Origin of the sequence: Paenisporosarcina antarctica (assembly GCF_004367585.1) — a bacterium.
Lineage (GTDB): Bacteria > Bacillota > Bacilli > Bacillales_A > Planococcaceae > Paenisporosarcina > Paenisporosarcina antarctica.
Window position 1 is genome coordinate 1028243 of record NZ_CP038015.1, and the last position, 26758, is coordinate 1055000.

Here is a 26758-nt window from a genome sequence, read left to right on the forward strand (position 1 = left end):
TCACTGCTTTTTACATGATAAATACATAAACAATGGTAGAAATGATTATTCCGGTTAAGGCGCCCATTAAGACTTCGCTTGGTTTATGCCCAAGAAGTGTTTTAAGTTCTTCGATTTTTTCTTCATTCTTTTTTTGTGCCCAACCCTTCGACTGATTCACAAAAATTTGAAAGTCAATGCGCATTTGGTTAATAATGATGGCTTGTTGTCCAGCTTGAAAACGAACGCCAGATGCATCAAACATGACAATAATTGCAAAGATTGCAGATACTGCAAAAAGAGGTGACCCAAGACCAGTTTCAAAAGCAACCGCTGTGGTTAGTGCTGTAACGGCAGCTGAGTGAGAACTTGGCATTCCACCAGTTGAAGTGAAAAGCTTCCAATCAAGGACGCCTGTCACTATATATGTAATCGGAATTTTAATGAATTGAGCAAATATAATTCCGAAAAGTGCAGCAATGAGCGGAATATTGGTTAAAATGTCCATAGGCAATCCACCCTTTCAAGTTCGTAATTGTTTAGTAAAGTATACCAACCACAGCTCAAGACCTCAACCTACGTTTAAACAGGTAGTTACAGATAATTCGAAAAGCGTAAGAATTTCGTATATAATAGAAGGCGAATGTATATAATTGGAGGGATTTATTTGAAAACAGAAGTTACAGGAGTAAACTTTAACGAAGTTCAAGCTGAAGTATTAATTGTGGGAACATTTAAACATCCTGAAAACACACAATACTGGTCTGAGTTAGTTTCATTTTATGGTGCATCATTAGAAAAATGGGTAAAATCAGGTGATATTTCTACTGATCGAAAGAAATTAACGAAATTACCAGCTCTTCAAGATGGCAAGCTTCAACGGATTTTCTTTGTTGGTCTTGGTGATCGTAAATCGTTAACTGAAGATGACTTGCGAGAAATATTTGGTATGGTAGGAAAAGAACTTGTAGCTTCAAAATCAACTAATATTTCGATTTGGCTAGATTCATTTACGAACGAAGATATTGAAATAGAAGATGCTACATATTTAGCAGCTGAAGGAATAGGTATGGGTCTGTACCAAGTGCCTCACTATAAAACAACTTCAAATGTAAATGATTATTATCTAGATAATATTGAATTACTTACTACTTCAGATGAGAAAGAAATCTTATCTTTTTTCAATTTAGGACAAGTATATGCGGAAGCTGTTAACGAAGCACGTACGTTAGTTAACATGCCATCAAATGTTTTAACAGCTACTAAAATGGCTGAGTATGCAAAAGAACTTGCTGAAACTTATGACTTTGAATATGAAGAACTAGGCAAAGCTGAAATGGAAGAACTCGGAATGGGTGCAATTTTAGCAGTCAATCAAGGGTCAACAGAAGAACCAAGACTAATTGTAATGAAATACCGTGCAAATGATGATTGGAGCGATGTCATTGGCCTGGTGGGCAAAGGAGTAACATATGACACTGGAGGTTATTCAATTAAGTCTAAGGATGGTCTAGTGGGCATGAAAGGCGATATGGGTGGTGCAGCCGCAGTTTTAGGTGCTATGCGTATTATCGGGGAAACTAGCCCAAGTAAAAACGTCATCGCTGTTATTGCAGCAACTGATAATATGATCTCAGGAAATGCATTCAAACCAGATGATGTTATTACATCATTAAGTGGCAAAACAATTGAAATCTTAAATACGGATGCTGAAGGTAGACTTGTATTAGCCGATGCAGTAACTTATGCAAAACAACAAGGTGCAAACTATATTGTGGACGTAGCAACGTTAACTGGTGGCGTCATTGTTGCTCTTGGTAAGGATAAAACAGGAGCACTTACAAACAATGAAACATTCTTTGAGACGTTCTTAGAAGCTTCTGTAGAAACAGGGGAATTTGTTTGGAGATTACCTTTAACTGAGAAAGACAAGAAACGTATCCGTAAAAGTGATGTAGCAGACTTAAATAACTCGCCAGGTCGTGATGGCCATATGATTTTCGGTGGAGGCTTTGTTGGAGAATTTGTTGATAATACACCATGGATTCATTTAGACATCGCAGGCACATCTGAATCAAGTGTTTCGCACGATTTAGGGCCAAAGGGTGGAACTGGTTCAATGGTACGTACACTTGCGACCCTTGTTGAACGAATGAGTATGGAATCTGAAGAGTAAAGAAAATCGCTCATCCTCGACATAGTCGCTTGAAAGATGAAGATGAGTACTTGACCTTTTTCCAATAAGGGTCCTACGCGATGATTTTTTTAACTAGACAAACCGAATAGGCTATATGCATACGTCAGTCCTTCTTTTTTTCATACGTTAGGAAAGAGAGGAGGAGTGACAAATGGTCAATCGATACCGTTCATACGGCAGAGGTTTCGGCAGAGGGTACGGCAGGGGGTTTGGTGGGGGTTTTGGTAGAGGACTTGGTGGATTAGGCTTTTTTGGAGGTCCGTTTTTAGGAGGACTTGCAGGGAGTTTATTAGGCACAACATTATACGGTGCTCCATATCGCCAATACCCACCCTATTATTATCCATCACCTTATTATCCGTACCAGTATTATCCATATTAATACTTCGAACATAATAAAAAAACACTTTTGCTCCACCCAAATCGGTGTAGAGCAAAAGTGTTTTATTTTTGTTTAAGTAGTTTTTTTCTTTCTGCTATCACTGGTGCGAGTTCATCTCTTACTGACTGATCCCACATTTTCACTCCTGATAAGTATGCGGAGCGACCAATTACGTGACCTCCAACAGGTCCTGTAATCAACAGAAATACAATTCCAAGAATAATACGTGTATTGACAATACCTTCTATTAACCAAAAATGAAGAAACACGCCAAGTAAGATAAACATAACACCGAGAGTGGCACTTTTAGATGCAGCATGGGTTCGACAATAAATATCTGGTAAGCGAATTAATCCTATTGCCGTCACGAGTATGAAAACTACACCCAAGCTGACAGTTATAATAATGAGAATATTAGCTAAGATCGTTGTCACGTTGGATAATCTCTCCTTTCTCTATAAATTTAGAGAACGCGACAGTGCCAATAAACGCAAGGATCGCGAGTAGCAAAATAATATCTAAGAAAAAGCCGGTCTCGGCTAAAATGGAAATTAAGCCAATCATAGCTATGAGAGCAACACCTAATGAATCAAGTGCAACTACACGGTCTGGAACAGAAGGTCCAATTATTAATCGGTAGATAAAGGCTACCATGGACAGGCTAATGAGTATAACCATAACCCAAAAGAATAACAGCATTAGCGGCTCACCTCCTGAATAGCTTTCTCAAATGTGTTCTTAATTGACTCGATTGCTTCATCAGCGTCATCATAATGCAAAGCGTGGATGTATAACGTTTTTGAATCTGGCGATATATCAATTACGAGTGTTCCAGGTGTTAACGTGATGAGATTTGATAATAAGGTAATTTCCCAATTCTTTTCAAGGATGGTAGGTAGAGCAAAAATGGCTGGTTTTATTGGCATTTTAGGTTGAACAATTAAAAATAACACTTGAATATTTGCCATGACCAACTCTTTAATGAATAGTGTGATTAATTTAATGACTGCCCATACTCGATTCATATAGAAACGTCCTGGAAAAAAACCTTTGGTGATCCATAACATCAAAGCGCCTAATAAGAATCCTACGATAAATGTAGAAGCATTAAAGGAGATAGTCAAAAACATCCATAATAAAGCAATGAAGAAGTTTAACATAATTTGAAAGGCCACGTTACGCACCTCCTAGAACGGCTTGTATATATTGTGAAGGATTAAGCATTACATTTGCCGCATCACTCATATAAGGGACTAGCCACTCGGAACCAACACCGTAAAGGACACTAATTCCAACTAAAATGAGTGCTGGAGTAAATAGTCCACGATAGTGACGTTTGGATAATGGCGTTATCTCAATAGGCTCACCCCAAAAAGCATAGATAAAGATGCGCATGACTGAAAGTAACACAACTAAACTTGAAGCTAATATAAATATACTTCCCCATAAATTCTCCGCTTCAAAGCCACCTTGTATAATAAGTAACTTTCCAACGAACCCACTTAATGGCGGAATTCCAGCCAAACCAAATGCTGCTATTAAATAGGTCCAACCAAGCATGGGATAAGATTTGATTAATCCTCCCATTTTTCGTAAATCACTTGTACCAGTAATTGCGATAATGACGCCAATTAACATGAACAATGCACCTTTAATCAAAATGTCATGGATTAAATAGAACACTGAACCCATGAGCGCAGCTTCATTCATTTGAGAAGCACCAAATAAAATCACTCCGACGGCAATAATGATATTGTAAATAATGATTTTCTTCACATCGAAGTACGCTAAGGCGCCTATACAACCGGCAACAATGGTCAGGATAGATAGGATCATCAACAATTCGTGTGTGAAACTTTGATCGAGAGTAAAAAATAATGTATATGTACGCATGATGGCATAGACGCCAACTTTAGTAAGTAACGCTCCGAATAACGCCAATACTGGAATTGGAGGAGCTGCATAGGAACTTGGTAACCAAAAGAAAAGTGGGAATATCGCTCCCTTTAAACCAAATACCAGTAAGAATAATACGGCAATAACTGTAATGATTCCAGGTTGGTCAATTTGTGTAATCTTTACTGAAATATCTGCCATGTTTAGTGTTCCAACGACTGAATACAAATAGGCAACAGTTACTACAAATAAAGCTGATGAAATAATATTCACTAGAATATATTTGATTGATTCTCGTAATTGTACTTTCTCGCCACCGAGAACAATTAACAAGTAGGAAGACATCAACAATACTTCAAAGAAAACGAACATGTTAAATATATCACCGGTTGTAAAGGCACCGTTCACGCCTGTTAACATAAACAATATACCTGGATAGTAGAAGAAAGACTCTCGTTCTTTTCCAATAGATGAAAAACTGTACCATACAACAAATATGGCAATTACCGTGGAAGAAAGAACCAGTAATATGGAAAGCATATCAGATACCATCGAGATACCGAAGGGTGCAGGCCAGCTTCCTAGTGTAATCGCTTGAATACCATCCGTTTTTACTTTAATTAATAATGTTACAGATGCGATTAATGTCGAACCTAGAGCAAATAATGCCAATATACGTTGCGCCAAAATTTTCTTTGGAAACAACATTAAAATCATGGCAAAGAAGAAGGGGAGTAAGATTGGGAACAAAAGCAAATTAGTCATGATCTTCAGTTCCTCTCATTAAATTCATATTATCTGTATCAAGCTCTTGATATGAGCGATAAGCGAGCACTAAGAAGAATGCCGTAACGCCAAAGCTAATAACAATAGCCGTTAAGATAAGTGCTTGTGGTAAAGGGTCTGCGTAATCAGTTACACCTGGTGACACTACAGGAGGAGCTCCTCCATCGAGTCCACCCATGGTTAGTAATAGTAAATGTGCGCCATGACTGAGTAACCCAGTACCAATTATGATGCGTAGTAAACTCTTTGAAAGCATTAAATAAACAGCGGCCATAAAAAGGAAGCCAATAACAAAACTCATGACAATCTCCATTAATCATCATCTCCAATCGATTGAATAATGGTCATCGTGACACCAACGACAACTAAGTAAACGCCTGTATCAAACAACATAGCAGTGTGTAGTGACTGCTTTCCTAATAATGGAAGATCAAAATAATCAAATGCATGTGTGAAAAAAGGAACATCAAAAATAATAGAGCCAGCAGCAGTACCTAAAGCGATTAACAAACCTATTGCTGTCATGACCGTGTAATTAATCGGCAATGCAGTTGTTACGGTTTTAATATCATAAGCGAGCAGTAATAGAACGATCCCACTTGCAGTTAATAGTCCTCCGACGAAACCTCCACCGGGTGCATAGTGACCAGCAAAGAAGATGTGAATCGAAAAGAGAATAATAATGAAAAAGACTAGGTTTGTCGTAGTTTGCAAAATGACATCATTTGTCTTCAAGTCGATTCACCTCTTTCTTCTTTGTTAACCTTAGTTTAATCATCGCAATTATGCCTAAAGAAGCGATTGCAAGGACAGCAATTTCAAACAAAGTATCAAATCCACGATAATCCACTAAAATGACGTTTACGATATTTCCACCACCAGCTTCTGAATAGACGGTTTCCTCATAATAAGAAGAAATAGAAGGAACTAGTTTTTGCGAATGGGCAGAAAGGGCAATGATTGTGATTGTTATTCCTACGCCGAGCGCAACTAAGGCATTACCTAATCGGAATTTCATGCGATTTTCATGACGGTTAAGTTTTGGTAAGTGATAGAAAGCCAGTAAGAACAGAGCAACAGATATCGTTTCAATAACAAGTTGAGTAAGAGCTAAATCTGGTGCATTAAAGATAACAAAGAATAAAGCAACCGTGTATCCCACAGCACCTAAAGCAATAATTGAAGTTAAGCGGGACTTAGCTAGTAAAATGGTCACTGTTCCTGCAACTAAGACAAGTGCAATAATTAACTCGAAAAACCTAATGGGTGCTAGAGTGGCAAAGCTAACTTCAAATGCATTCTTTATAAAAACGGTACTGATGGATAGGAGAATGATCCCCGTAAACATATACACTAAATACGAGCGCATATAGCCAGTCATGTACATTTTGGATAGACGGTTTGTCCCAACTTCACTGAAATACATCATGCTGTCATATAGTCGATTCAGTGATAACCAATCAGGGAATTTAGTATATAGTGGCTGCCATTTTGGCAACGTCCAATATAGTAGCAAGCCAAGCCCTATTATGCCCAAAGTCATTAATAATTCAGGCTCCAAAGGGCCATGCCATGCGGATATGTGAATATCTATTTCACTAGGTGACGTATAGAGAAAAGGTTGCATCGCTATAACAGCAGGTTTAACCAAATAATCACCGATTAAATTTGGGACGAAGAATATTGCAATAACTAGAGTTCCTAAAATAGCAGGTGGAATGAGCATGCCAATAGGAGCTTCATGTGCTTTCTTTGGCAATAAATCAGGTTTGTATTTCCCTGTAAACGTCCGAAATACAAAGTACAGACTATAAACAAACGTGAACACACTTGCAATCCACCCAATGATTGGGAACAAAATACCCCATGTGGCGAAAGCAAAGAGATCAAAATTTTGAATGGATAGCATACCTGACAGGAACATCTCTTTACTTAAGAAACCGTTAAAAGGCGGGAGACCTGCCATTGAAAAGCTGCCGATTAGCGCTATGGTAAAAGTAATCGGCATTATACTCATTAGTCCACCAAGTTTTCGGATATCACGCGTACCCGTTTCATGATCGACAATGCCTGCAATCATGAACAAACTACCCTTAAATGTCGCATGATTGACAAGATGGAAAATTGCTGCAAAGGCAGCGTATTTGAAAATTGAATTATCTTCAATACCTGTGTGGAATGAAATAGCTCCAGCTCCAAGTAGAGACATAATTAAGCCAAGTTGACTTACTGTAGAGAATGCCAAAATTCCTTTTAAATCGGTTTGTTTTAATGCAAAGAAGGAACCCCAGAACAAGGTTAACAAACCAGTACCAGTAACAAGCCAAATCCACCATTCGGAACTCGCATATAGCGGAGTGAACCGAGCAACTAAATAAAGTCCTGCTTTTACCATGGTTGCAGAGTGTAAGTAAGCACTAACAGGTGTTGGTGCTTCCATTGCATCAGGTAGCCAAATGTAAAATGGGAATTGAGCAGATTTTGTAAACGCCCCCAATAATACAAGGATTAAAGACCAAACAAACCATTTATGATTAGCAAGCTCGGGTGCTTGTGAAATTAATTCACGAATCGAGTACGTATCTCCCATAATAGAAAGGAGTATAAAGCCACCAAGCATCATTAATCCACCGAACACGGTAATCATCATAGATTTTAAGGCACCGAACCTAGAACGATCCCGCGTATACCAATAACCTATTAATAAGAAGGAAGAAATCGAAGTTAACTCCCAAAAGAAATACAAACTAATTAAATGATCAGATTGCACCACGCCGAGCATCGCTGTCATAAATAGCAATAAATACACATAAAAATTGTGTAATTTCTCCCTTGTTTTATCTAAATAGAAAATGGAATAAAGCACAACCAGAGCGCCGATACCTGTTATAAGAAGAGAAAATAATAAACTCAACCCATCTATGTAAGAGATAAAGGAAATGTCTAACGAAGGAATCCAATCAAATGATGAAGTATATGTATCACCATTTTGGAGCTTTGGTACAAATGTTGTATAAAGTCCAAATAATACTACTGGAACTACGAGGACAAACCAGCCGGTGTGAATGCTACGAACCTTTTTATATAAAAAAGGTATTAGAATTGCAGCAAGCATCGGGATGAAAATAAAGTAAACAAATGGCAAGTTAATCCTCCTTTTTTGAAAAACCACATTTTCTGAATAATTGATATCAAACTATACAAATTTTACTTTTGTAGTTGTGTCTAGTTAAAAGCGCCAGGAGCGCGCCCACATCATGGCGGAAGAAAAGAAAGATGTTTGTCTTTTATCCTCTGAGCACTGGCGGCGGACTAGAATTCCGCTTACGCTTCTCTATCATAAAGTCAATTATAGCTTAGATATCAAGTGATTGCATCGGATAGTCTTTACAACAAAGAGAGTTGTCACTTTGCTTTCTTTATATTGATAAATAGGAAGAGACCAATATTATTTATTGAATATGTCATGAAAATTTCACTTTTAAATAATAAAAAATGGGGCTGTCTAATAACTTCTCAATAAAAAATATGTGGAGAAAAATAAGTATATTTTCTGGCCCTACATTTAAACATTGTCAACAGTAATAATTGGCTGTTTTGCACATGAAAAACTTAAGGATGATTGGAGTGGAAGACGGCGAGAAAAACATGTGCTCCTGCGGTTACTCGTCGCAAAGCGTCCGTCTGTTTCTGCATCGCTTTGGTTGCTTCAAAACATGAAAGTGCGCTGCAACGGAAACCTACCTCTACTAAAAAGAAAAAGGGAACTGCCCTTTGTCATATATTATGACTTTTAGGACAGCTCCTTACTTTGTAGAAACCTTAAGCTTGTTGATGAGCTTCTTCGTTTAACAATACCTTTTCAAAATCTTGTTGTGGCTTTCTACGAATAAATGTTAGTACCAAATATGAAACTAAGAACAACACGCCTGTAACGTAGAACACGGAAGAAATACCGATGAAGCCACTAACAAGTCCACCAAACATAGGACCAACGATATTTCCAAAGAAGCGGAAGCTTGTATTATACCCCAACATTTCCCCTTGAATTTCGATTGGCGATTCACGTCTGACTAAGGCAGTAGTTACTGGAATTAATCCCCCAACGGCAATTCCGAATAATAAACGTAATCCAATCAACTGCCAAAGTTCAGTAACAAAAGCTTGAGGAATGATAAACAAAAAAGCCAAAATAAGTAGCATACTTAACACTTTCTCATAGCCAATCGTATCTCCAAGATGTCCCCATTTTCTTGCGAATAGTAAATTCCCAACACCAGCTGCACTAAATGTAACTCCAGCCAGCAATGCAATTTGAGAAGAATCGGTTAAACTTGATACATAAAGCGATAGTAGAGGTTGGATACTGAAATTACCTATTTGAATTAACGCTGTAATGATCATGATATTAAAGACTAATCGATGATGAATGATGCCTGATAAAACCGTTTTTCTAGAATATACATGTGCACCTACTACAGGTACCTTTTTAGTTTCTTTAATACCAAACAAAACAAGCAGTGCAGCGATTGCTATTACCACAGATGTGATGACAAATGTATATTGGAACCCGAATGAATCAGCGAGTAGACCACCAATAACGGGTCCAAAGAGAGTACCTGAAACACTCCCCATTTGAAGTGTGCCAAGTGTTTTTCCTGCCACTTCTTTCGCTGTTTGTGAACTAATAAAAGCAAGTGATGTGGGAATAAATCCTGTGACCACACCCATAAATAAACGTAAAAGGAATAAAGTTTCTACTGAATGAACAAAGCCCATCAGAAAAATACTAATCGATATACCAAATCCGGTAATGATTAATATCGGTTTATAACCGAAGCGATCTGCTATACGGCCCCATATGGGTGACATAAGGAATGCAGAGACGAATGTAATACCAAATATAAAGCCTGACCATTTTTGAACGTAAGAGTCAGAAAAATCACCCATTGTATTTATATAGAGTGACAAGAAAGGCATAATCATTGTTGCCGTTCCAGCCACTAGAAAGTTTGAAATCCACATTATATAAAAATTTCTTTTTTGATTATCCAAATAAAACACTTCTTTCGCTACCTTACACTAAAGGACTTATAATAATATATTATAAAACATTTCGCCTTACGAAGGAAGGGAGGCGACTTAATAACTGAAATTAATTACAGAATATGATAAACTATTTTAGGGTGAAATGAACATGAAAAAACGAGGATGGCTGTTATTGATTAGCTTGGTTGTCTTGTTAGCAGGTTGCGGCACTAAAAAGAGTGTCGAAGAAGAGAAGATAGAAAAACCTAATGAAGAAACACAACAAACTACTACAAAAAATGAAGGAGAGATTACTATGTATCCACAATTATCAAAAGAAGTTGCTTCAAACGAAGCGTTAGTCGTAATGAACACAACTATGGGTTCGATAAAAATTAAATTATTCCCGGAAGTTGCTCCTAAGACAGTAGAAAACTTTATTACACATGCAGAAAATGGTTATTATGACGACATCATTTTCCACCGTATTATTAAAGATTTCATGATTCAAGGTGGAGACCCTACTGGGACTGGTATGGGCGGAGAAAGCATCTACGGTAAAACCTTTGCAGATGAATTCTCTGATAAAGCATTTAACCTACGTGGTGCACTATCAATGGCAAATGCTGGTCCTGGAACAAATGGTAGTCAATTCTTTATCGTTCAAGCTAGCCGTGTAGATTCAAGCATGATAAGCCAATTGAAAAAAGCTGGATACCCAGAAGAAATTATTGAAGCATATACAACAAATGGTGGTACTCCTTGGTTAGACAATAAGCATACCGTTTTTGGACAAGTTATTGAAGGCTTAGAAATTGTTGATGAGATGACTACAGTAAAAAGAAATGGTAGCGACAAACCACTTGAAGACATCAAAATTGTATCAATAGAAGTTCTTCAGAAATAAGTTAGGAAGTGTTCTACGTGAACGCATGGATAGTCAACTTTTTGTACTTTCCTGATGATAAGTCTGCCTATATTCCTGCTGTTATTGAGTTTGCAATCTTTGCGGTCATCTGTGTTTTAGTGTTTCGTTGGATTGTTAGACATTCAAAAAAACAAGAAGAAAAGACTAGGGAATTAGAAGAACGTGTATTACGAGAACGGAAAATAGAGCAACAAAAAGATCAACAGTAAATAGAAAAGGCTTAACCAATGAAAATTGGTTAAGCCTTTTTTTATGAGATTAGAAATTAAAAGCTAGTTCGAACCTCTTTGCGCTTTTCTTATGCTAAAGCAGTGATGAACCGCAATACACCATCTTCAAGTGTGGATCGTGGGCAAGCCACATTCATTCTTAAGAAGCCACTACCAGTTTCACCATATTTTGAACCTGGCTCTAAGGCAAGTTTACCTTTATTTAATAGCAAATCCATTATTTCATTTTCTGAATACCCTGTACCTCTATAATCTATCCATAATAAATAAGTAGCTTGTGGTTTTTCAATTTTTAATCCTGGAACAGCTTTTGTCAATTTTTCAATGGCATAGTCGAGATTAGAAGAAAGAACTTTCAATAATTCATCTAACCAAGCTCCGCCATCTTCATACGCAGCTGTTAGAGCAACAGCTGCAAAAGAGCTAAGTTCCATTTGACCATGGGCAAGAGCATTTTCTTTTAGCTTTTCCCGTTTCTTAGAATCAGTCGCTATTATGACTGCGGCTTGAATTCCAGCTAAATTAAACGTTTTAGAAGGAGCTACACAAGTTATAATCCGATCTACTTCCTCCCTAGCCAAAGTAGCGAGAGGGATATGCTTATGTTTAGGAAACACTAAGTCGCTATGTATTTCATCTGACAAAATGAGGGTGTCGTATTTCGTACATAATCGAATGATTTCTTGTAAAGTCTCTTTTGGCCAAACCATGCCACCTGGATTATGTGGGTTACATAGAATAAATAACTTTACTCCTTGCTTTAACTGTTTTTCAAATGAAACAAAGTCTATTCTGTATTGACCTTTTTCTTCTATTAATGAGCTTTCCACCACTTGACGTCCTTGCTTTTGGGGGATAGAAAAAAACAGTTGATAAACAGGAGGGGTTATTAAAATAAGATCTCCTTTTTGAGTAAAAGATTCAATAACAGATGCAATTGCTGGGACCACGCCATGATGAAAAAGCATCCATTCGTTTTGGGTTTGCCAACCATGACGTTCTAAAAGCCAATTTTGCACAGCTGTTTTAGACCCTTCATCCATGTAGGAATAGCCAAAGATAGGATGCTTGATGCGTTCAAGTAATGCGTCAATTACGGCTTGTGGTGCGGCGAAGTCCATATCTGCAACCCACATTGGCAATATATCAGAAGCATCTTCAATTTTGTACACCTTATCCATGAAATCCCATTTTATGGAGTGGGAATCGCTCCTATCTATTACTTGTTTAAATGAAGTCATAGCAATTCCTTCTTTCCTTTTTAATAATATGTTATCATAGCCTTTATTAAAGAAAAGCAAATAGGTGAAAAATGATGGAAAACATCCAAATGAATCGTAAAGCAGTCATGTTACTTCAAACGTGGGATCCTTTTAAAATGGGATCTGATGCCTATGATACTGAAACAGCTGACGTAGTAGCAGCCCTTCAAGGAATTAATAACCCAACAGAACTAGCAAAATGTATTCAGAAAGTTTATGAGCATTCCTATGAACAATGGATTCCTATAGAACAATGCGTTCAAATTGCTTATAAATTAATTGCTGTTAAATTCGAAGCAAACTGCATCGTCTAATATTAAAATATATTTCTAACAAAAACAAAAAAGAGCATTTACCTAATTAGGTGAACGCTCTTTTTGTGTATTTATGAATTTTCTGGAAGTCCATCAGTCAGATTAGAAGCTGGAACTTCGAGTGCGTTTGATAACTTCAATATGTTCTGAACAGAAGGGACTTCTGTACCAGCTTCATATTTTTCTAATCTCGCGGTACCGATTCGTGTCTTTAATGACAAATCTTCTATGGAAATATTCTTTTCTTCTCGCAATAAGCGAATTTGAGTGTGAAAATCTTTTTTCATCTTTATGCACTCCTCCCATCAAAAATCTTATGCTAGTAACTATCTAATCATACCGCACAAATGTTAATTTTGTGAAATGTTTCATATTAATATCAGTTTATTAACCCTGTATAGCAGAGATGAGGGCATTGATAAAGACCACAATAATGGCCACTGGTGCTAAGTAACGAACGATAAAGTACCAAGTGTTAAAGGATAATGAGGAAATATTTAATTCCGTAAAGGTTTCATCTTTCTTCAATACGTACCCGGCGAAGATTGAAATCATCAAAGCTCCTAGAGGTAATCCGATACTACTCGTTATGAAATCTGCAGAGTCAAAGAACGTTTTTCCAAAGATTTTAATATCGGAAAATACGCCAAAAGATAAAGCACTTGGAATCCCTACTAAGAAAATCATCAAACCATAAATCCATGCAGCACTCTTACGTTTATCATATGCATTTTTAATACCTATGGATACAACAATTTCTAACATCGAAATAGAAGAAGTCAATGTTGCAAAAAGCAATAAGATAAAGAATAGGAGCATAAAGAATGCACCGAATGGTAATTGTTCGAAAACTGCTGGTAAAATGATAAATACAAGTCCAGGTCCTTCATTTGGCGAATAACCTAAAGCGAAAACAGCTGGGAAAATAACTAAACCAGCCATAATGGAAATCCCGATATTTAACATGGAAACGCTCAAAGCTGAATTGCCTAACCTTTGATCTTTAGGTAAGTAGGAAGCATAAGTCATCATTCCAGCAACACCCACACTAAGTGAAAAGAATGCTTGTCCTAATGCCAGTAACATGGTTTGTGCATTAAAGTAAGTCCAATCAGGCACAAACATAAACTTAACGCCTTCCCATGCGCCATCAAGTGTTAATGAACGAATAACTAACACGATGAAGAAAATTAGTAAGGCAGGCATCATGAGTCGACTTGCACGTTCAATTCCACCTTTAATTCCACCACGAACAATAATAATTGTCAAAATCATAAAAACAGCTTGTCCAATTAGAATTTCCCAAGGATTAGCAATAATCGATTCAAATAAATCTGCGTAATAACCTTCACCTTCATTATTAAATTTAAAGAGTAAAGCTCTTCCGAGATACGATAATATCCATCCACCAATGACACTGTAGAACGATAGAATAATAAATGAGAAAACGAATCCAGACCAGCCAATTAAGAACCATTTCTTCCCTGGTGCTAATTTTTTCAGTCCAGTTACCGCATCAGCTTGACCTTTTCGTCCTATAACAAATTCTGCTAACAGAATGGGTAAACCGATTAACAACGTGCTAATAATAAATAATAATACAAATACACTACCACCGTTTGTTCCTGCCATATATGGAAACTTCCATATTGCGCCAAGTCCAATCGCACTTCCCGCAGCTGCGAGGATGAAGCCAATCTTTGATGCAAAATGATCGCGCTTTGCCATATTAACCAACTCCTAAAATATTTAAAGATTTTTATAATGTTACACGACAGTTATTGAAAAGAATATAACTTTTTGAAACATTATGAGAAAAAGAAACGTATTACAAATATAGACAGCTAGGAGGGGGCTTCATGCAAGATACAAAAATGGATAATAGTGAACAAAATGGAAATCTAATTGTTTTTGGAGAATTAATTTATCTCCATCATCGAACGGTCGAGAAATACGCCTTTCAATGTGGAGTAAAAGCAGAAGACATTCATAGTGTGACCCAGGAAGTTTTTATTAATTTAAATAAAAAATCAGATGAATTTCAAAATTCTCATTTTCTGACGTGGTTATTCAAAATAACATTAAAAGCCTCTCGTGATTACCATAATAGAGAAAAACGAGTAAAAGACGAAGTGCCAGAATTGCAGGGGGATTTACCTGGACAATCAACTCGATTACCTCAATCAAGGATTTTACTATTTGACGAAGATAGAGAACTACACGATGCACTTCAACTAGTAGTAGAGACCTACAGAAATCCATTTATCTTGTTTTATTTCCATGAGCTTGGTTACGACCAAATAGGAGAAATTTTAAACATCAAACCAGTAGAAGTTGAATCCCGTTTGATTAGTTCGAAAGAGAGTATTAAATCGGCACTGGAAATAGTGGATGATCAACAATTCGAACTGCATTTGAATTTATTGAAAAAATCGTACAAGCGAGTCCCCTCAAAATTTAATGCAGATGAGATTCTACGCCGAATTGAGTCAGAAAGAGGTAAGGAGGAAGATTTACTTTCTTCGAAAAAAGAAAGTAAGTCAAATAAATATAAGGTTAAAATTTGGATAACAGGATTATCTAGTGTCTTATTAATAGGAATTCTAAGCACTTCCTTTTTTAAAAATGATAATATACAAAGCCACGAGGTTACCACAGCAACCGACTCTGCTAATATAGAGAATTTTAAAATAACTTTCGAAGAGCAAAAGACTACTTATAGAAGTACGCTTGGTTTAACCGAAGAAGAATTTAATGATATAGAATTTGTGAAAATGGCTAATCAATTATTTGCATCTACTATTCAAGAGAGTGCTACAGAAAATGGCTCTAGCAGTATTTCCAATGAAGAACGTTATGAAGAAGTATTAGATATGTTGAAAATTCCTTCACAGATGGTGAATGATGCGAGCGCACAGGGAATGATGGAAGTAGAAGAAAGTGCTATTTTTATTGAGAAGTTAAACACCAAGATTGACTCTATTATTAGCTATAATAATTCTGTTTTAGAAAAACATCGTGAAATTTTGAATACAGCAAAAATGAGTGGAAAACTCGATGCAACTTATTTGTTGACAAATCGTTCGAAATTGCCTGATGAGGTTGAAAGTCTAATAAATCATGCGACAACTCAAGGTGTTTCAATCAGAGTATCTAGGGACAAAAGTAGATATCAAGCATTTTTTGAGTTCCCTAATCACTGGTATAAATTATATGAACATGTACAGGATTCTTCCATATCATTATTAAATATTAAACCAATGATTCCTTTTACATATGGGGGAGAGTTAGTCTTAACTCCACAAGAATCTGCGATGTACTTAAATGAGTTAGAATACATTTTACTCAGCATGAAAAACCAGAATTCTCTCTACACCGTTATGAAATCACAGTATGAAGATTTAGCTTATACATTAATTTTTGGGGCAAGTAATACGGAAGTGGTTACGAATGGCCGAGTTAATGAGGAATTCTATTCGGCATGGAATAACTTAAGATACAGTTATGGCGTTTCTCCTATGAAATACTTCATTAGACCAATGTTTGAATCTGTAAGCGAAAATAATTGGGAAGTAAATGAAACGTATCGAAGTTTAAACTTTAATGATTTACAGGTAGCCTTTAATCTTGCAGAAAATGGTGACTTAGCAGCCATTATGCCGAAAGAGAATAGTGGGGCAAAATCTGCAACAATTACTTGGCCAAATAGTGAAATACAACAAAAGGTAGAAAAATCTATTAAGAATACAGATACAACACAAATAAGTCAGATCGTTGGATTAAGCCCAATTGAAAGTGTTTTATTGTATCATCACGCTCAAGAAGAAAACTTATTGGAAATCCAACATTCACTCTTATCATTTATGAATTTTACTGAACACGAGAATATGGAAAAGATTATGAATAGTTGGCTAAACAATAAATTGATTCCTAGAGAAACAACAAGTCTACGTTATCAAGACGAGGAAACTTTTGAACAGAATGGAAACTTTGTAGGTTCAGTAGATGTAATGAATGGAGAACAAGTGATTCGAACCATTCCCGTTACTCGAAATTCCCAAGGTATGTGGGTGATTGATGCAAGTTTAAGTTATCTACTCTATAGTGAACCACATATAGAAATCGATGAACAAATACTGAACGATATCCAAAATCTCTACAGCCGTTTTAGAGAAAATTATGATTACAGCATTTTAAAAGATATTAGTGCATCATTGGTAGCAGGAATTTATCTTGAAGCAGCAAGTAAAGGAGATTTAAATACCCAATATGAATTATTACTAAAAGGTGAGAATTCGGATACACCAAATAAAGAAAAATTTCTGTCAGGTCCATCGCATATAGAGCCCAATTGGAAAGAACAGTATAACTCGATGGAAGCTTATCAAACTTATCCATCAGATGAATCGTTACTTAGCAGTAGGAAAGATAAAAATGATGAATTTGATGTTACAGTTTGGCTCTATATTACACCAGAATTAATTACTGGTGAATTGTATCGAAATGGTTTCCAAATTCGAAAAACAGTAGAAGGATGGCGCGTTTACTATATGCCTATACAGTGACACTTTTGAGTTTTATACTAGTTTATGGTACAATCTTCTATGACCTTAAGGTAGATAGGTATATATCCAAAACTAGGAGCGATTATTATGACTAAGAAGTTTGAAGTTGGAGAAATAATTACAGGTAAAGTAACAGGCGTTCAGCCATACGGCGCGTTTGTAGCATTAGATGAAGAGACTCAAGGTCTTGTTCACATCTCAGAAATCACATATGGTTATGTGAAAGAAGTTAGCGAATTTTTGTCTGTTGGACAAGAAATCGAAGTGAAAGTACTTGAAGTGGACGAAAAAGCGGGCAAAATTAGCCTATCAATTCGTGCATTACAAGAACGACCACCTGTATTACGTAAAGAAGATAAACCTAAAAAGTCATTGCAAGCACGCGTTGATGAGCAGGATGCAGAAGGCTTTAATTCGTTAAAAGATAAATTACAAGACTGGATTAAACAATCTGGTCAATGAGCAAATGCGAGTCTACTCTTTTTGAGTAACTCGCATTTTTTTCTTTCTTATTTTGTCAGCTACTATTATTCTTGTAAGATTTAACCAAGTTGATTCCGAGTGTTGAAATTTATTTTACTTCTTCATCTTCCTCAAACGATACTGCAAATTCTGTCTGCTCATCCCAAGTGCAACAGCCGATTTTGTAACATTGCCCTCAAACATGCCCATGACTTTTTGCAAATAGTACATTTCTGCTTCTCTTAAATATTCATCAAGAGGCAATAAATCACGATTGGACTGGACAACAAAGTCTTCTGCACGCTTTAAAGGTTCCCGCATTTCTTGAACTTTTAATTTAAAATGTAATGGTAACATTTCAAAAGTCACCATTTCTTCGAAGGTTAACATCGATACTATCTCGTCTAACAAAATTTCGACTTCTTTTAAATTTCCTGGCCAATCATACGAGTTGAAAATATCCCTCACTTCATTTGTCATTCCCATAATGGCTGAACCAAAGCGGATTCGATGACGTGCAAAGTAGTCATGAACGAACGGATCAATGTCTTTACGACGATCACGCAGTGGAAGAACAACAATAGACATTGAGGCAAAGAAATAATACAAATCTTTTAAGAGTTCTCCTGAAGCTATTAAGTTCACTGGATCTGCTCCCACACTCGCTAAAAATAAATGTTTACTTAGGTTTGGATCATTGACCAAATCTAATAACTGTTGTTGCATTCCTAAAGTTAATAAATCAATTCGGACACAAAAGATTGTACTGGTTTCCAACAAAATCAAGTCATCTTTTAATTTAGTAAGAATGGTCGGATCGGAATTATGACAATTTAACGTATAGAAATGGGACATAGGTGGAGACAATTCATTATGTATCCCTTCAGCTACTAAGTCTTTTCCCGTTCCAGCTTCACCAACGAGCAATACGGACAAGCGAGCTGTCGCAGCTTTTTGTGCCATTAAAATTACCTGTTTCATGGAGTCTGAAACAGCAGTGATGGTTGAAAATGTGATGGGGTCACCATAACGACGTAAAGGTTGGTATACCATCCGTTCTAGAGTAGTAACGTCACGCGCTAATTCAACAGCACCGATTAGTTTGCCATTTTCAAAAACAGGATATGTATCATTAATTGTAGTAATTTCATGGCCATTGCGATTCCAATACGTTTGTTTTACATTTAAGACATGTTCCTCGCTTTGTAGTACTTTTAAAAGGGTGCTCTCTTGTTGATCAAATTGGAAAAGTTCCAGAAGAGTGCGATCAGCCACATCATGAAGGTCTAGTCCTTCGATATTTTTCATTTTTTCGTTATATAAAATGGTACGTCCATTGCTATCAATTGCGTGAATACCTACGGAAATATGATCACTAGCAAAGCGGTAAAACGGCAATAATTGAAAATCCTTTACATTCACTGGAGGCTCACTCCTAACTTTTTTTACGAAAATAAGAAATTTCACTTGATTAACGCAACAATCTCTTGCATTATTATATATGTAAACAAAATAAAAGCGCAAATTATTTTTGCACTAAATAGAATTAGAGGAGGATTTACATGATTCCTTATAAACACGAAGCCTTTACTGACTTCACATTAGAAGAGAACAAAAAAGCTATTCAAGAAGGCTATAAAACAGTTGCAGGTTACATGGGTCAAGACTACCCACTTATTATTGGTGGCGATCGAATTATAACTGAAGAGAAGATTGTTTCTTATAATCCTGCTAATAAAACTGAAGTTGTAGGTTCAGTTTCAAAAGCAACTCATGAGTTAGCTGCAAAAGCGATGGAAATTGCTGATGTAACTTTTAATACATGGAAAAAAGTGAAACCTGAAATTCGTGCAGATGTTCTATTTAAAGCGGCAGCAATTATGCGTCGTCGCAAATTCGAATTCTCAGCACTACTTTCTAAAGAAGCTGGTAAAACATGGATTGAAGCTGACGTAGAAGCGGCTGAAGCGATCGACTTCCTTGAATATTATGGTCGTCAAATGCTTCAACTAAAAGATGGTAAGCCAATGGAGAGCCGTCCAGGTGAATACAATCGTTATGACTACATACCAATGGGAGTAGCAGTTGTCATTTCTCCATGGAACTTCCCATTCGCAATTATGGCGGGTACAGCTGTTGCAGCAATGGTAACTGGTAACACAGTATTGCTTAAACCAGCCTCGACTACTCCAGTTGTTGCGTATAAATTTATGGAAGTATTAGAAGAAGCGGGCATGCCTGCTGGCGTTGTTAACTTCATACCAGGTTCAGGTTCTGAAATTGGAGACTTCTTGGTAGACCACCCACGTACTCGTTTAATCAGTTTCACTGGTTCACGTGACGTTGGTTTACGTATTTTCGAACGTTCTTCAAAATTAAATGAAGGTCAAATTTGGATTAAACGTGTTATCTCTGAAATGGGTGGTAAAAACACAATCGTTGTTGATAAAGAAGCTGATTTAGAATTAGCGGCTCAATCAATCGTAAAATCTGCATTCGGCTTTGGTGGTCAAAAATGTTCAGCATGTTCACGTGCTGTTATCGTTGAGGATGTTTATGAACAAGTAGTAAATCGTGTAGAAGTGTTAACAAAAGCTTTATCTGTAGGTGTTCCTGATAAAGATAAGCACTTTGTAAGTCCAGTTATCGATGCTGCTGCATTCAAAAAGGTTATGAGCTACATTGAAATTGGTAAAGGGGAAGGTCGCCTAGTTGCGGGTGGAACTGGAGACGATTCTAAAGGGTTCTTTATACAACCAACTGTCTTTGCTGACGTAGACCCACAAGCGCGTATCATGCAAGAAGAAATCTTTGGACCAGTTGTTGCTATGACGAAAGTAAAAGATTTCGATCAAGCAATTAAGATTGCAAACAACACTGAGTACGGCTTAACTGGAGCGGTTATTACAAACAACCGTATGAACCAAGAAAAAGCACGTGAAGATTTCCATGTGGGTAACTTGTACTTTAACCGTGGTTGTACAGGCGCAATCGTTGGCTATCAATCATTTGGTGGATTCAATATGTCAGGTACTGATTCAAAAGCAGGCGGACCAGATTACTTAACATTACATTTACAAGCAAAAACAACATCTGAAATGTTATAAAAAGGAATGAAGGCTAAGTTCGGCGTGTCCTGTGCCAACGCCTTCATGTCCCACTTCGTGTGGGACAAAAACATATAGGCAGGCACATCAGAAGATGCGTCTGCCTTTTTTTGAAAATTTGAGGAGGCGAATCATTATGACAGTTTCACAAAATGTTATTGAACAAACAGAAAAATTTGGTGCTCCTAACTATCATCCACTACCAATCGTTATCTCGGAAGCACAAGGTGTATGGGTAACAAATCCTGAAGGAAATAAATACATGGATATGTTATCTGCATATTCTGCAGTAAATCAAGGACATCGCCACCCTAAAATTATTCAAGCACTTAAAGATCAAGCGGACCGTGTTACATTAACTTCACGTGCTTTCCATAATGATCAATTGGGCCCTTGGTATGAAATGATTTGTAAATTATCAGGCAAGGAAATGGCACTACCAATGAATACGGGTGCAGAAGCTGTTGAAACAGCTATTAAAGCAGCGCGTCGATGGGCTTATGATGTAAAAGGAGTTGCTGAGAACCAAGCAGAAATCATTGCATGTGACGGTAACTTCCATGGTCGTACAATGGCCGCTATATCTCTTTCTTCTGATCCAGATTACAAACGAGGATTTGGACCGATGTTACCTGGTATTAATTTAATCCCGTACGGTGATATTGAATCGTTAAAATCAGCAATTACTCCAAACACAGCAGCATTCTTAATTGAACCTATTCAAGGAGAAGCGGGAATTATTATTCCTCCAGTAGATTTCATGAAAGCAGCGCGTGAACTTTGTCGTGAACATAACGTATTATTTATTGCTGACGAAATTCAAGCTGGACTTTGTCGTACAGGTAAAATGTTTGCATGTGAGTGGGAAGATGTAGATCCAGATATGTACATTTTAGGTAAAGCACTTGGTGGAGGAGTATTCCCGATTTCTTGTGTGGTTGCTAATAAAGAAGTTCTTGAAGTTTTCAACCCTGGTTCACATGGTTCAACTTTTGGTGGTAATCCAATGGCTTGTGCAGTATCAATCGCTTCTCTTAATGTATTAGTAGAAGAGAAACTAGCAGAACGTTCTGAAAAACTAGGAAACTACTTTAAAGAAGAGTTATCAAAAATTAAAAATCCTTTTATTAAAGAAGTTCGTGGACGTGGATTATTTATTGGAATGGAATTAACAACAGCTGCTCGTCCATATTGTGAAGAATTGAAAGAACTTGGACTTTTGTGTAAAGAAACACATGATACTGTGATTCGTTTTGCACCACCTTTAGTGATTACAAAAGAAGAATTAGATTGGGCAATTGAAAAAATTCAAAAAGTATTTAATAAATAATTTTTCACTGTTAAAAAACAAGATTATGTATGTTACAATAGTTGCGAAGAAATCATTATGAATAAAGAGGCGAAACAATAAAATGGCTGAAAATCTAAACCTGTTTACATCAACGCAAGTGGTTATTCATGAAGCTCTGAACAAACTTGGATATGATGAAGGAATGTTTGAACTTTTAAAAGAACCATTACGTATGCTTGAAGTACGAATTCCTATTAAAATGGATGATGGTAAGGTACAAGTTTTCACGGGTTTCCGTGCTCAACATAACGATGCTGTTGGTCCTACAAAAGGTGGCGTTCGTTTCCATCCACAAGTTTCTAAAGATGAAATGAAAGCACTCTCTATGTGGATGACATTAAAATGTGGAATTGTTGACTTACCTTACGGAGGAGCTAAAGGTGGAATTATTTGTGACCCACGACAAATGACAATGACCGAGATAGAGAAACTTAGTCGTGGTTACGTTCGCGCAATTAGTCAATTTGTTGGTCCAGCAAAAGATATTCCGGCTCCGGATGTATTTACAAATTCGCAAATTATGGCTTGGATGATGGATGAGTATAGTCGTATTGATGAATTCAACTCACCAGGTTTTATTACAGGTAAACCAATTGTTCTTGGTGGTTCTCAGGGACGAGAACGTGCGACTGCACAAGGTGTAACAATCTGTGTAGAAGAGGCCGCTAAAAAACGTGGACTTGTAATGAAAGATTTGCGTATTGTCATTCAAGGATTCGGTAATGCAGGAAGTTTCTTAGCTAAATTCATGAGTGATGCAGGAGCTAAAGTTATAGGTATTTCTGATGCTTATGGTGCTTTACACGATCCAAATGGTTTAGATATTGATTATTTACTTGATCGTCGTGATAGTTTTGGGACAGTGACTAAGTTGTTTGAAAATACAATCAGTAATCAAGAGTTACTTGAATTAGATTGCGATATTTTAGTTCCAGCAGCAATCGAAAACCAAATAACTTCTGAAAATGCACATAAGATTAAAGCGAGTATTGTAGTGGAAGCTGCAAATGGTCCAACTACAACAGAAGCTACACAAATATTAACTGATCGTGGCATTTTACTTATTCCAGATGTACTAGCAAGTGCAGGCGGAGTGACTGTATCCTATTTTGAATGGGTTCAAAATAACCAAGGATATTATTGGTCAGAAGAAGAAGTAAACGAAAAGTTATATAAAAAAATGGTTTCCGCTTTTGAAAATATTTATAACGTTGCGACAACACGCAACATTAACATGCGTTTAGCAGCATATATGGTTGGTGTTCGTAAAACTGCTGAAGCAGCACGCTTCCGCGGGTGGGTATAAGAATACTGCGTCTTGTCTCTTAGTAGACAAGACGTTTTTTTGTGGGATTTTAAGCTCTTTTCTTTGATTTTACTAGAAAATTTGCACATAATAAAATCTATAGGAGAGTGATATAAGTGAATGCATTTTCATTTTATAACCCGGTCAAATTAATATTCGGCAAAGGACAACTGGAACAAATTAAAGAGGAACTGCCTACATACGGCAAAAAGGTGTTAATCGTATATGGTGGAGGAAGTATAAAGAAAAATGGTCTTTATGATGAAGTCATGACGACATTAAATGCAACAGATTTAGAGGTATTTGAGTTGAGTGGGGTAGAACCAAATCCTCGTATTTCCACTGTAAGGCGCGGAGTTGAACTTTGTAAAAAAGAAAACATAGATGTATTACTTGCAGTAGGTGGCGGATCTGTTATTGACTGTACGAAGTTAATCGCTGCTGGAGCGAAGTACGAAGGAGATGCTTGGGACTTAGTTAGCCGCAAAGCATTTCCTATGGCAGCATTACCATTTGGCACCGTGTTAACGATAGCAGCAACAGGGTCAGAGATGAATTCAGGTTCGGTTATTACAAATGAAGAGACACAAGAAAAATACGGATGGGGCAGTCCGCATGTTTTCCCGAAATTCTCAATACTAGATCCAACGTATACGTTTTCTGTACCACAAGATCAAACTGTATACGGAATCGTTGATATGATGACTCATATATTTGAACAGTATTTCAACAACGCTACAAACACCCCAGTTCAAGATGAAATGTGTGAAGGTGTATTACGCGCTATTATGGAGACTGCGCCAAAACTCTTGAGCAACCTACATTCCTACGAGCACCGTGAAACCATTCTTTTTTCAGGTACGATTGCATTAAATGGCATGTTACAAATGGGTTACCGTGGAGACTGGGCATCACACAATATTGAACATGCGGTCTCAGCGATATATGATATACCTCATGCGGGAGGATTAGCTATATTATTCCCACACTGGATGAGATATAACTTGAAAGTAGATCCAGAACGTTTCGCTCGATTAGCAGTTTATGTATTCGGCGTTGATCCTGAAGGAAAAACGGTAGAAGAAATAGCGAATGAAGGCATCGATAACTTACGTGCATATTGGTCATCGCTGTCAGCTCCTGAAACGCTTGCTGACTATAACATCGATGATACTAATATTGAAGTTATGGTAGAAAAAGCAATGGTTAACGGGCCTTTTGGTAACTTCATGTCTTTAGAAGCAGAAGATGTACGGGCAATTTTAAAAGCCTCATTATAATATAAAAGCACTCAGCCGAATTGGTTGAGTGCTTTCTTTTCCATCAAGCGAATAAAATGATACTCTTTCTGTCCATTCTATATAGAAGACAGGAGGTTTTATATGATTGAACTTAATTCTTCGTTAAAAGGAAAAAGATTTGAAAAAGGTTATTTAGAAGAATTTTTAAAAAGCCATGGATTTACTGTTGGTGGTGGATGGGAATATGATCATGCTTACTTTGATTATGTGTTTCAAAAAACACCTTATTATGATGTCCTGAGAATTCCTGTATCAGTGAAAAGCGGAGATTTTGAACAACCATCTGCTAAATTAGAATGCGGTATACCTTTTTTGTTGCGACACTGCTATCAGTTTGGACTTGATGACGAGAAGGATGCTCTATTTGGTATTGGTGGAGGAACGTTAAACCAATTTCAAAAACCAACGGATCCAGATGCACCGATAAGTGAAAAACTTGTTGTGCAGGGAGTGGAATTGTTAAAAGTTATAGATAGTCGTTTGCAATAAAAAATGCCTCGTCCACTGAAGAATTGGACGAGGCATTTTTTGTGGGTTCAAACAGGAGGTAAAGAGTCTGGTCGGTTACTTACATGTTTCCAATGAGTAATGCCATCATCTTCATCAAACGAAATAATTACATCTTGAACACCCTGTTGATTAAGAATTAAATCTACTAAATGGTCACGAATGTCATCTGCACGTGCAAAAGAAATAGAAGAGTCAACTTCAGCAACAAGTTCAACGTGTAAATACTCGCCTTCTTTAACTACTGAAAGCTTCTTAATATCTTTCACATCTTGATGGTCTACTACGAGATGTGCAATATGGTTTAACATTTGCTCATCCGTTTCTCCAATTGCTCCGCGTGCATTTTCTAAGAACACACGTCCAACAACATAGAACATCATTAATCCAATCATTATAGAAGCAATACCTTCTGCTTGTAAAAATCCTGTAAAATGAGCAATTAATACAGCTAAAAACGCTAGGATACCTCCACCAGTTGCAACTAAATCTTCCATAAACACTAGTTTAGTTGCTGGTTTAGCACGATTTAAGTGAACAAAACCTTGTGTTAACGGTGCCAAACCTTTAGCTTCTGCCACACCAGCTTCATGTAAAACTTCTTTACCTGCCTTATAAAGCACAAAAGTTTCTAAAATAACTGCAATTGCTAATACTCCAAGAGTAATAAGTAATCCACCAGATTTTGTTGGATGTTGTATATGATGCCAGCCCTCCACTATCGTTTCATAAGATAAGATACCAACAATTAATACAGCACCTAGACAAACCAAGTTTACAACTCTGCCAAAACCATTTGGAAAGCGAGTAGTAGGTGCTTTTTTAGATAGGGCAGATCCAATAAAAACAAAGAACTGATTTGCGGCATCTCCAATCGAGTGCATCATTTCTGCAAACATCGCTACATTTCCTGTGAAAAAGAAAGCAATACCTTTTAATACCGCAATCACAGTATTAACAATTGCTGCTAACAAGGAAGGTTTATTTCCTTCTTTTAGTAGTACGAAAAATTCTTTCATAATAGCCTCCTGTTAAGATAAAATTTCAAGTTCAACTCGGTCGATATAAGGGAGTGCATGAACACTGTTGTAAATGGTGAACGTGTCATGTTTAGGCAAGGCAGATAAGCGCATTTCAATTTCATGTTTTACTCTTTG

Annotated in this window: 27 protein-coding genes (1 of these 27 only partly in view); 12 read left to right on the plus strand and 15 right to left on the minus strand. The window is 36.9% G+C overall.

All coding sequences use genetic code 11. The features are described 5' to 3' along the window. Positions 1-10 precede the first annotated feature (10 nt). Positions 11-487, minus strand: coding sequence for a divergent PAP2 family protein (locus E2636_RS05165; protein ID WP_017379715.1), 477 nt, complete (start codon positions 485-487; stop codon positions 11-13). 135 nt (positions 488-622) lie between these two features. Between E2636_RS05165 and E2636_RS05170 the strand changes: the two genes are divergently transcribed. Both E2636_RS05170 and E2636_RS05175 read left to right on the plus strand, forming a co-directional pair. Beyond that, positions 623-2155, plus strand: coding sequence for a leucyl aminopeptidase (locus E2636_RS05170; RefSeq protein ID WP_407670279.1), 1533 nt, complete (start codon positions 623-625; stop codon positions 2153-2155). Positions 2156-2327: 172 nt separating this feature from the next. Beyond that, positions 2328-2558, plus strand: coding sequence for a hypothetical protein (locus tag E2636_RS05175; RefSeq protein ID WP_134209265.1), 231 nt, complete (start codon positions 2328-2330; stop codon positions 2556-2558). A gap of 62 nt (positions 2559-2620) precedes the next feature. On the opposite strand, the gene mnhG is transcribed toward E2636_RS05175, so the two are convergent. The 8 genes from mnhG to E2636_RS05215 form a co-directional block, all read right to left on the minus strand. Further along, a complete protein-coding gene (mnhG, locus tag E2636_RS05180) occupies positions 2621-2992 on the minus strand; it encodes a monovalent cation/H(+) antiporter subunit G (RefSeq protein WP_134209266.1) in 372 nt (123 codons plus the stop codon). Next, entirely contained in the window at positions 2973-3257 is a 285-nt protein-coding gene (locus tag E2636_RS05185; protein WP_134209267.1) for a Na(+)/H(+) antiporter subunit F1, read from the minus strand. The genes mnhG and E2636_RS05185 overlap by 20 nt, the downstream gene beginning before the upstream one ends. Beyond that, the gene (locus E2636_RS05190) at positions 3257-3733 is read right to left on the minus strand and encodes a Na+/H+ antiporter subunit E (protein ID WP_134209268.1); all 477 of its coding nucleotides are present in this window, start codon (positions 3731-3733) and stop codon (positions 3257-3259) included. The genes E2636_RS05185 and E2636_RS05190 overlap by 1 nt, the downstream gene beginning before the upstream one ends. A gap of 1 nt (position 3734) precedes the next feature. Further along, a complete protein-coding gene (locus E2636_RS05195) occupies positions 3735-5219 on the minus strand; it encodes a Na+/H+ antiporter subunit D (protein ID WP_134209269.1) in 1485 nt (494 codons plus the stop codon). Beyond that, positions 5212-5553 (minus strand): Na(+)/H(+) antiporter subunit C, encoded by a 342-nt coding sequence (locus E2636_RS05200; protein ID WP_134209270.1) that lies wholly within the window; start codon positions 5551-5553, stop codon positions 5212-5214. Before E2636_RS05200 ends, E2636_RS05195 begins: the two co-directional genes overlap by 8 nt. Then, on the minus strand, positions 5553-5975 hold the full coding sequence (locus E2636_RS05205; RefSeq protein WP_134209271.1) for a Na(+)/H(+) antiporter subunit B: 423 nt from the start codon (positions 5973-5975) through the stop codon (positions 5553-5555). Before E2636_RS05205 ends, E2636_RS05200 begins: the two co-directional genes overlap by 1 nt. Continuing rightward, positions 5962-8385, minus strand: a complete 2424-nt coding sequence (locus E2636_RS05210) for a Na+/H+ antiporter subunit A (RefSeq protein WP_134209272.1) — start codon at positions 8383-8385, stop codon at positions 5962-5964. Before E2636_RS05210 ends, E2636_RS05205 begins: the two co-directional genes overlap by 14 nt. A gap of 677 nt (positions 8386-9062) precedes the next feature. After that, complete coding sequence (locus tag E2636_RS05215; protein ID WP_134209273.1) at positions 9063-10295, minus strand: MFS transporter; 1233 nt, start codon at positions 10293-10295, stop codon at positions 9063-9065. Positions 10296-10437: 142 nt separating this feature from the next. Here E2636_RS05215 and E2636_RS05220 point away from each other — a divergent pair, with 142 nt between their 5' ends. Together E2636_RS05220 and E2636_RS05225 are read left to right on the plus strand one after the other, a co-directional pair. Further along, positions 10438-11175, plus strand: a complete 738-nt coding sequence (locus E2636_RS05220) for a peptidylprolyl isomerase (protein WP_243840731.1) — start codon at positions 10438-10440, stop codon at positions 11173-11175. Positions 11176-11192: 17 nt separating this feature from the next. Then, complete coding sequence (locus E2636_RS05225; RefSeq protein WP_134209274.1) at positions 11193-11405, plus strand: hypothetical protein; 213 nt, start codon at positions 11193-11195, stop codon at positions 11403-11405. 89 nt (positions 11406-11494) lie between these two features. Here the strand turns inward: E2636_RS05225 and E2636_RS05230 are convergent, their stop codons facing one another. Next, on the minus strand, positions 11495-12667 hold the full coding sequence (locus tag E2636_RS05230; protein WP_134209275.1) for a MalY/PatB family protein: 1173 nt from the start codon (positions 12665-12667) through the stop codon (positions 11495-11497). A gap of 74 nt (positions 12668-12741) precedes the next feature. Here E2636_RS05230 and E2636_RS05235 point away from each other — a divergent pair, with 74 nt between their 5' ends. After that, on the plus strand, positions 12742-13002 hold the full coding sequence (locus tag E2636_RS05235) for a DUF1871 family protein (protein ID WP_134209276.1): 261 nt from the start codon (positions 12742-12744) through the stop codon (positions 13000-13002). 71 nt (positions 13003-13073) lie between these two features. Here E2636_RS05235 and E2636_RS05240 read toward each other — a convergent pair whose 3' ends face one another. Then, positions 13074-13289 carry a helix-turn-helix domain-containing protein gene (locus tag E2636_RS05240; protein WP_134209277.1) on the minus strand — a complete coding sequence of 72 codons (216 nt, stop codon included), beginning with the start codon at positions 13287-13289 and terminating at the stop codon, positions 13074-13076. Positions 13290-13389: 100 nt separating this feature from the next. Continuing rightward, positions 13390-14730 (minus strand): sodium-dependent transporter, encoded by a 1341-nt coding sequence (locus E2636_RS05245; RefSeq protein ID WP_134209278.1) that lies wholly within the window; start codon positions 14728-14730, stop codon positions 13390-13392. A gap of 131 nt (positions 14731-14861) precedes the next feature. Between E2636_RS05245 and E2636_RS05250 the strand changes: the two genes are divergently transcribed. Further along, entirely contained in the window at positions 14862-17567 is a 2706-nt protein-coding gene (locus E2636_RS05250; RefSeq protein WP_134209279.1) for an RNA polymerase sigma factor, read from the plus strand. 87 nt (positions 17568-17654) lie between these two features. Then, positions 17655-18029 carry a S1 domain-containing post-transcriptional regulator GSP13 gene (gene yugI / locus E2636_RS05255; RefSeq protein ID WP_134209280.1) on the plus strand — a complete coding sequence of 125 codons (375 nt, stop codon included), beginning with the start codon at positions 17655-17657 and terminating at the stop codon, positions 18027-18029. Between the two features lie 114 nt (positions 18030-18143). Here the strand turns inward: yugI and E2636_RS05260 are convergent, their stop codons facing one another. Then, on the minus strand, positions 18144-19451 hold the full coding sequence (locus E2636_RS05260) for a sigma 54-interacting transcriptional regulator (RefSeq protein WP_134209281.1): 1308 nt from the start codon (positions 19449-19451) through the stop codon (positions 18144-18146). A gap of 140 nt (positions 19452-19591) precedes the next feature. On the opposite strand from E2636_RS05260, the gene pruA reads away from it, so the two are divergent. The 5 genes from pruA to E2636_RS05285 all read left to right on the plus strand — a co-directional run bounded on the left by pruA (position 19592) and on the right by E2636_RS05285 (position 25583). Continuing rightward, complete coding sequence (pruA, locus tag E2636_RS05265) at positions 19592-21136, plus strand: L-glutamate gamma-semialdehyde dehydrogenase (RefSeq protein ID WP_134209282.1); 1545 nt, start codon at positions 19592-19594, stop codon at positions 21134-21136. A gap of 136 nt (positions 21137-21272) precedes the next feature. Next, positions 21273-22466, plus strand: a complete 1194-nt coding sequence (locus E2636_RS05270) for an ornithine--oxo-acid transaminase (RefSeq protein ID WP_134209283.1) — start codon at positions 21273-21275, stop codon at positions 22464-22466. Between the two features lie 82 nt (positions 22467-22548). Beyond that, positions 22549-23793, plus strand: coding sequence for a Glu/Leu/Phe/Val family dehydrogenase (locus tag E2636_RS05275; RefSeq protein WP_017379693.1), 1245 nt, complete (start codon positions 22549-22551; stop codon positions 23791-23793). A 116-nt stretch (positions 23794-23909) separates the two neighbouring features. Then, a complete protein-coding gene (locus E2636_RS05280; RefSeq protein WP_134209284.1) occupies positions 23910-25073 on the plus strand; it encodes an iron-containing alcohol dehydrogenase in 1164 nt (387 codons plus the stop codon). A 102-nt stretch (positions 25074-25175) separates the two neighbouring features. Continuing rightward, entirely contained in the window at positions 25176-25583 is a 408-nt protein-coding gene (locus E2636_RS05285; RefSeq protein ID WP_134209285.1) for a YugN family protein, read from the plus strand. Between the two features lie 47 nt (positions 25584-25630). On the opposite strand, the gene E2636_RS05290 is transcribed toward E2636_RS05285, so the two are convergent. Further along, on the minus strand, positions 25631-26620 hold the full coding sequence (locus E2636_RS05290) for a cation diffusion facilitator family transporter (RefSeq protein ID WP_134209286.1): 990 nt from the start codon (positions 26618-26620) through the stop codon (positions 25631-25633). A 12-nt stretch (positions 26621-26632) separates the two neighbouring features. Then, a protein-coding gene (locus E2636_RS05295) for an MgtC/SapB family protein (RefSeq protein ID WP_407670295.1) crosses the window boundary here: on the minus strand, positions 26633-26758 show its final stretch. Its footprint extends 597 nt past the window's final position; 126 of the gene's 723 nt are visible here — the last part of the coding sequence; its start codon lies off the right edge, out of view — the gene reads right to left on this strand; its stop codon occupies positions 26633-26635.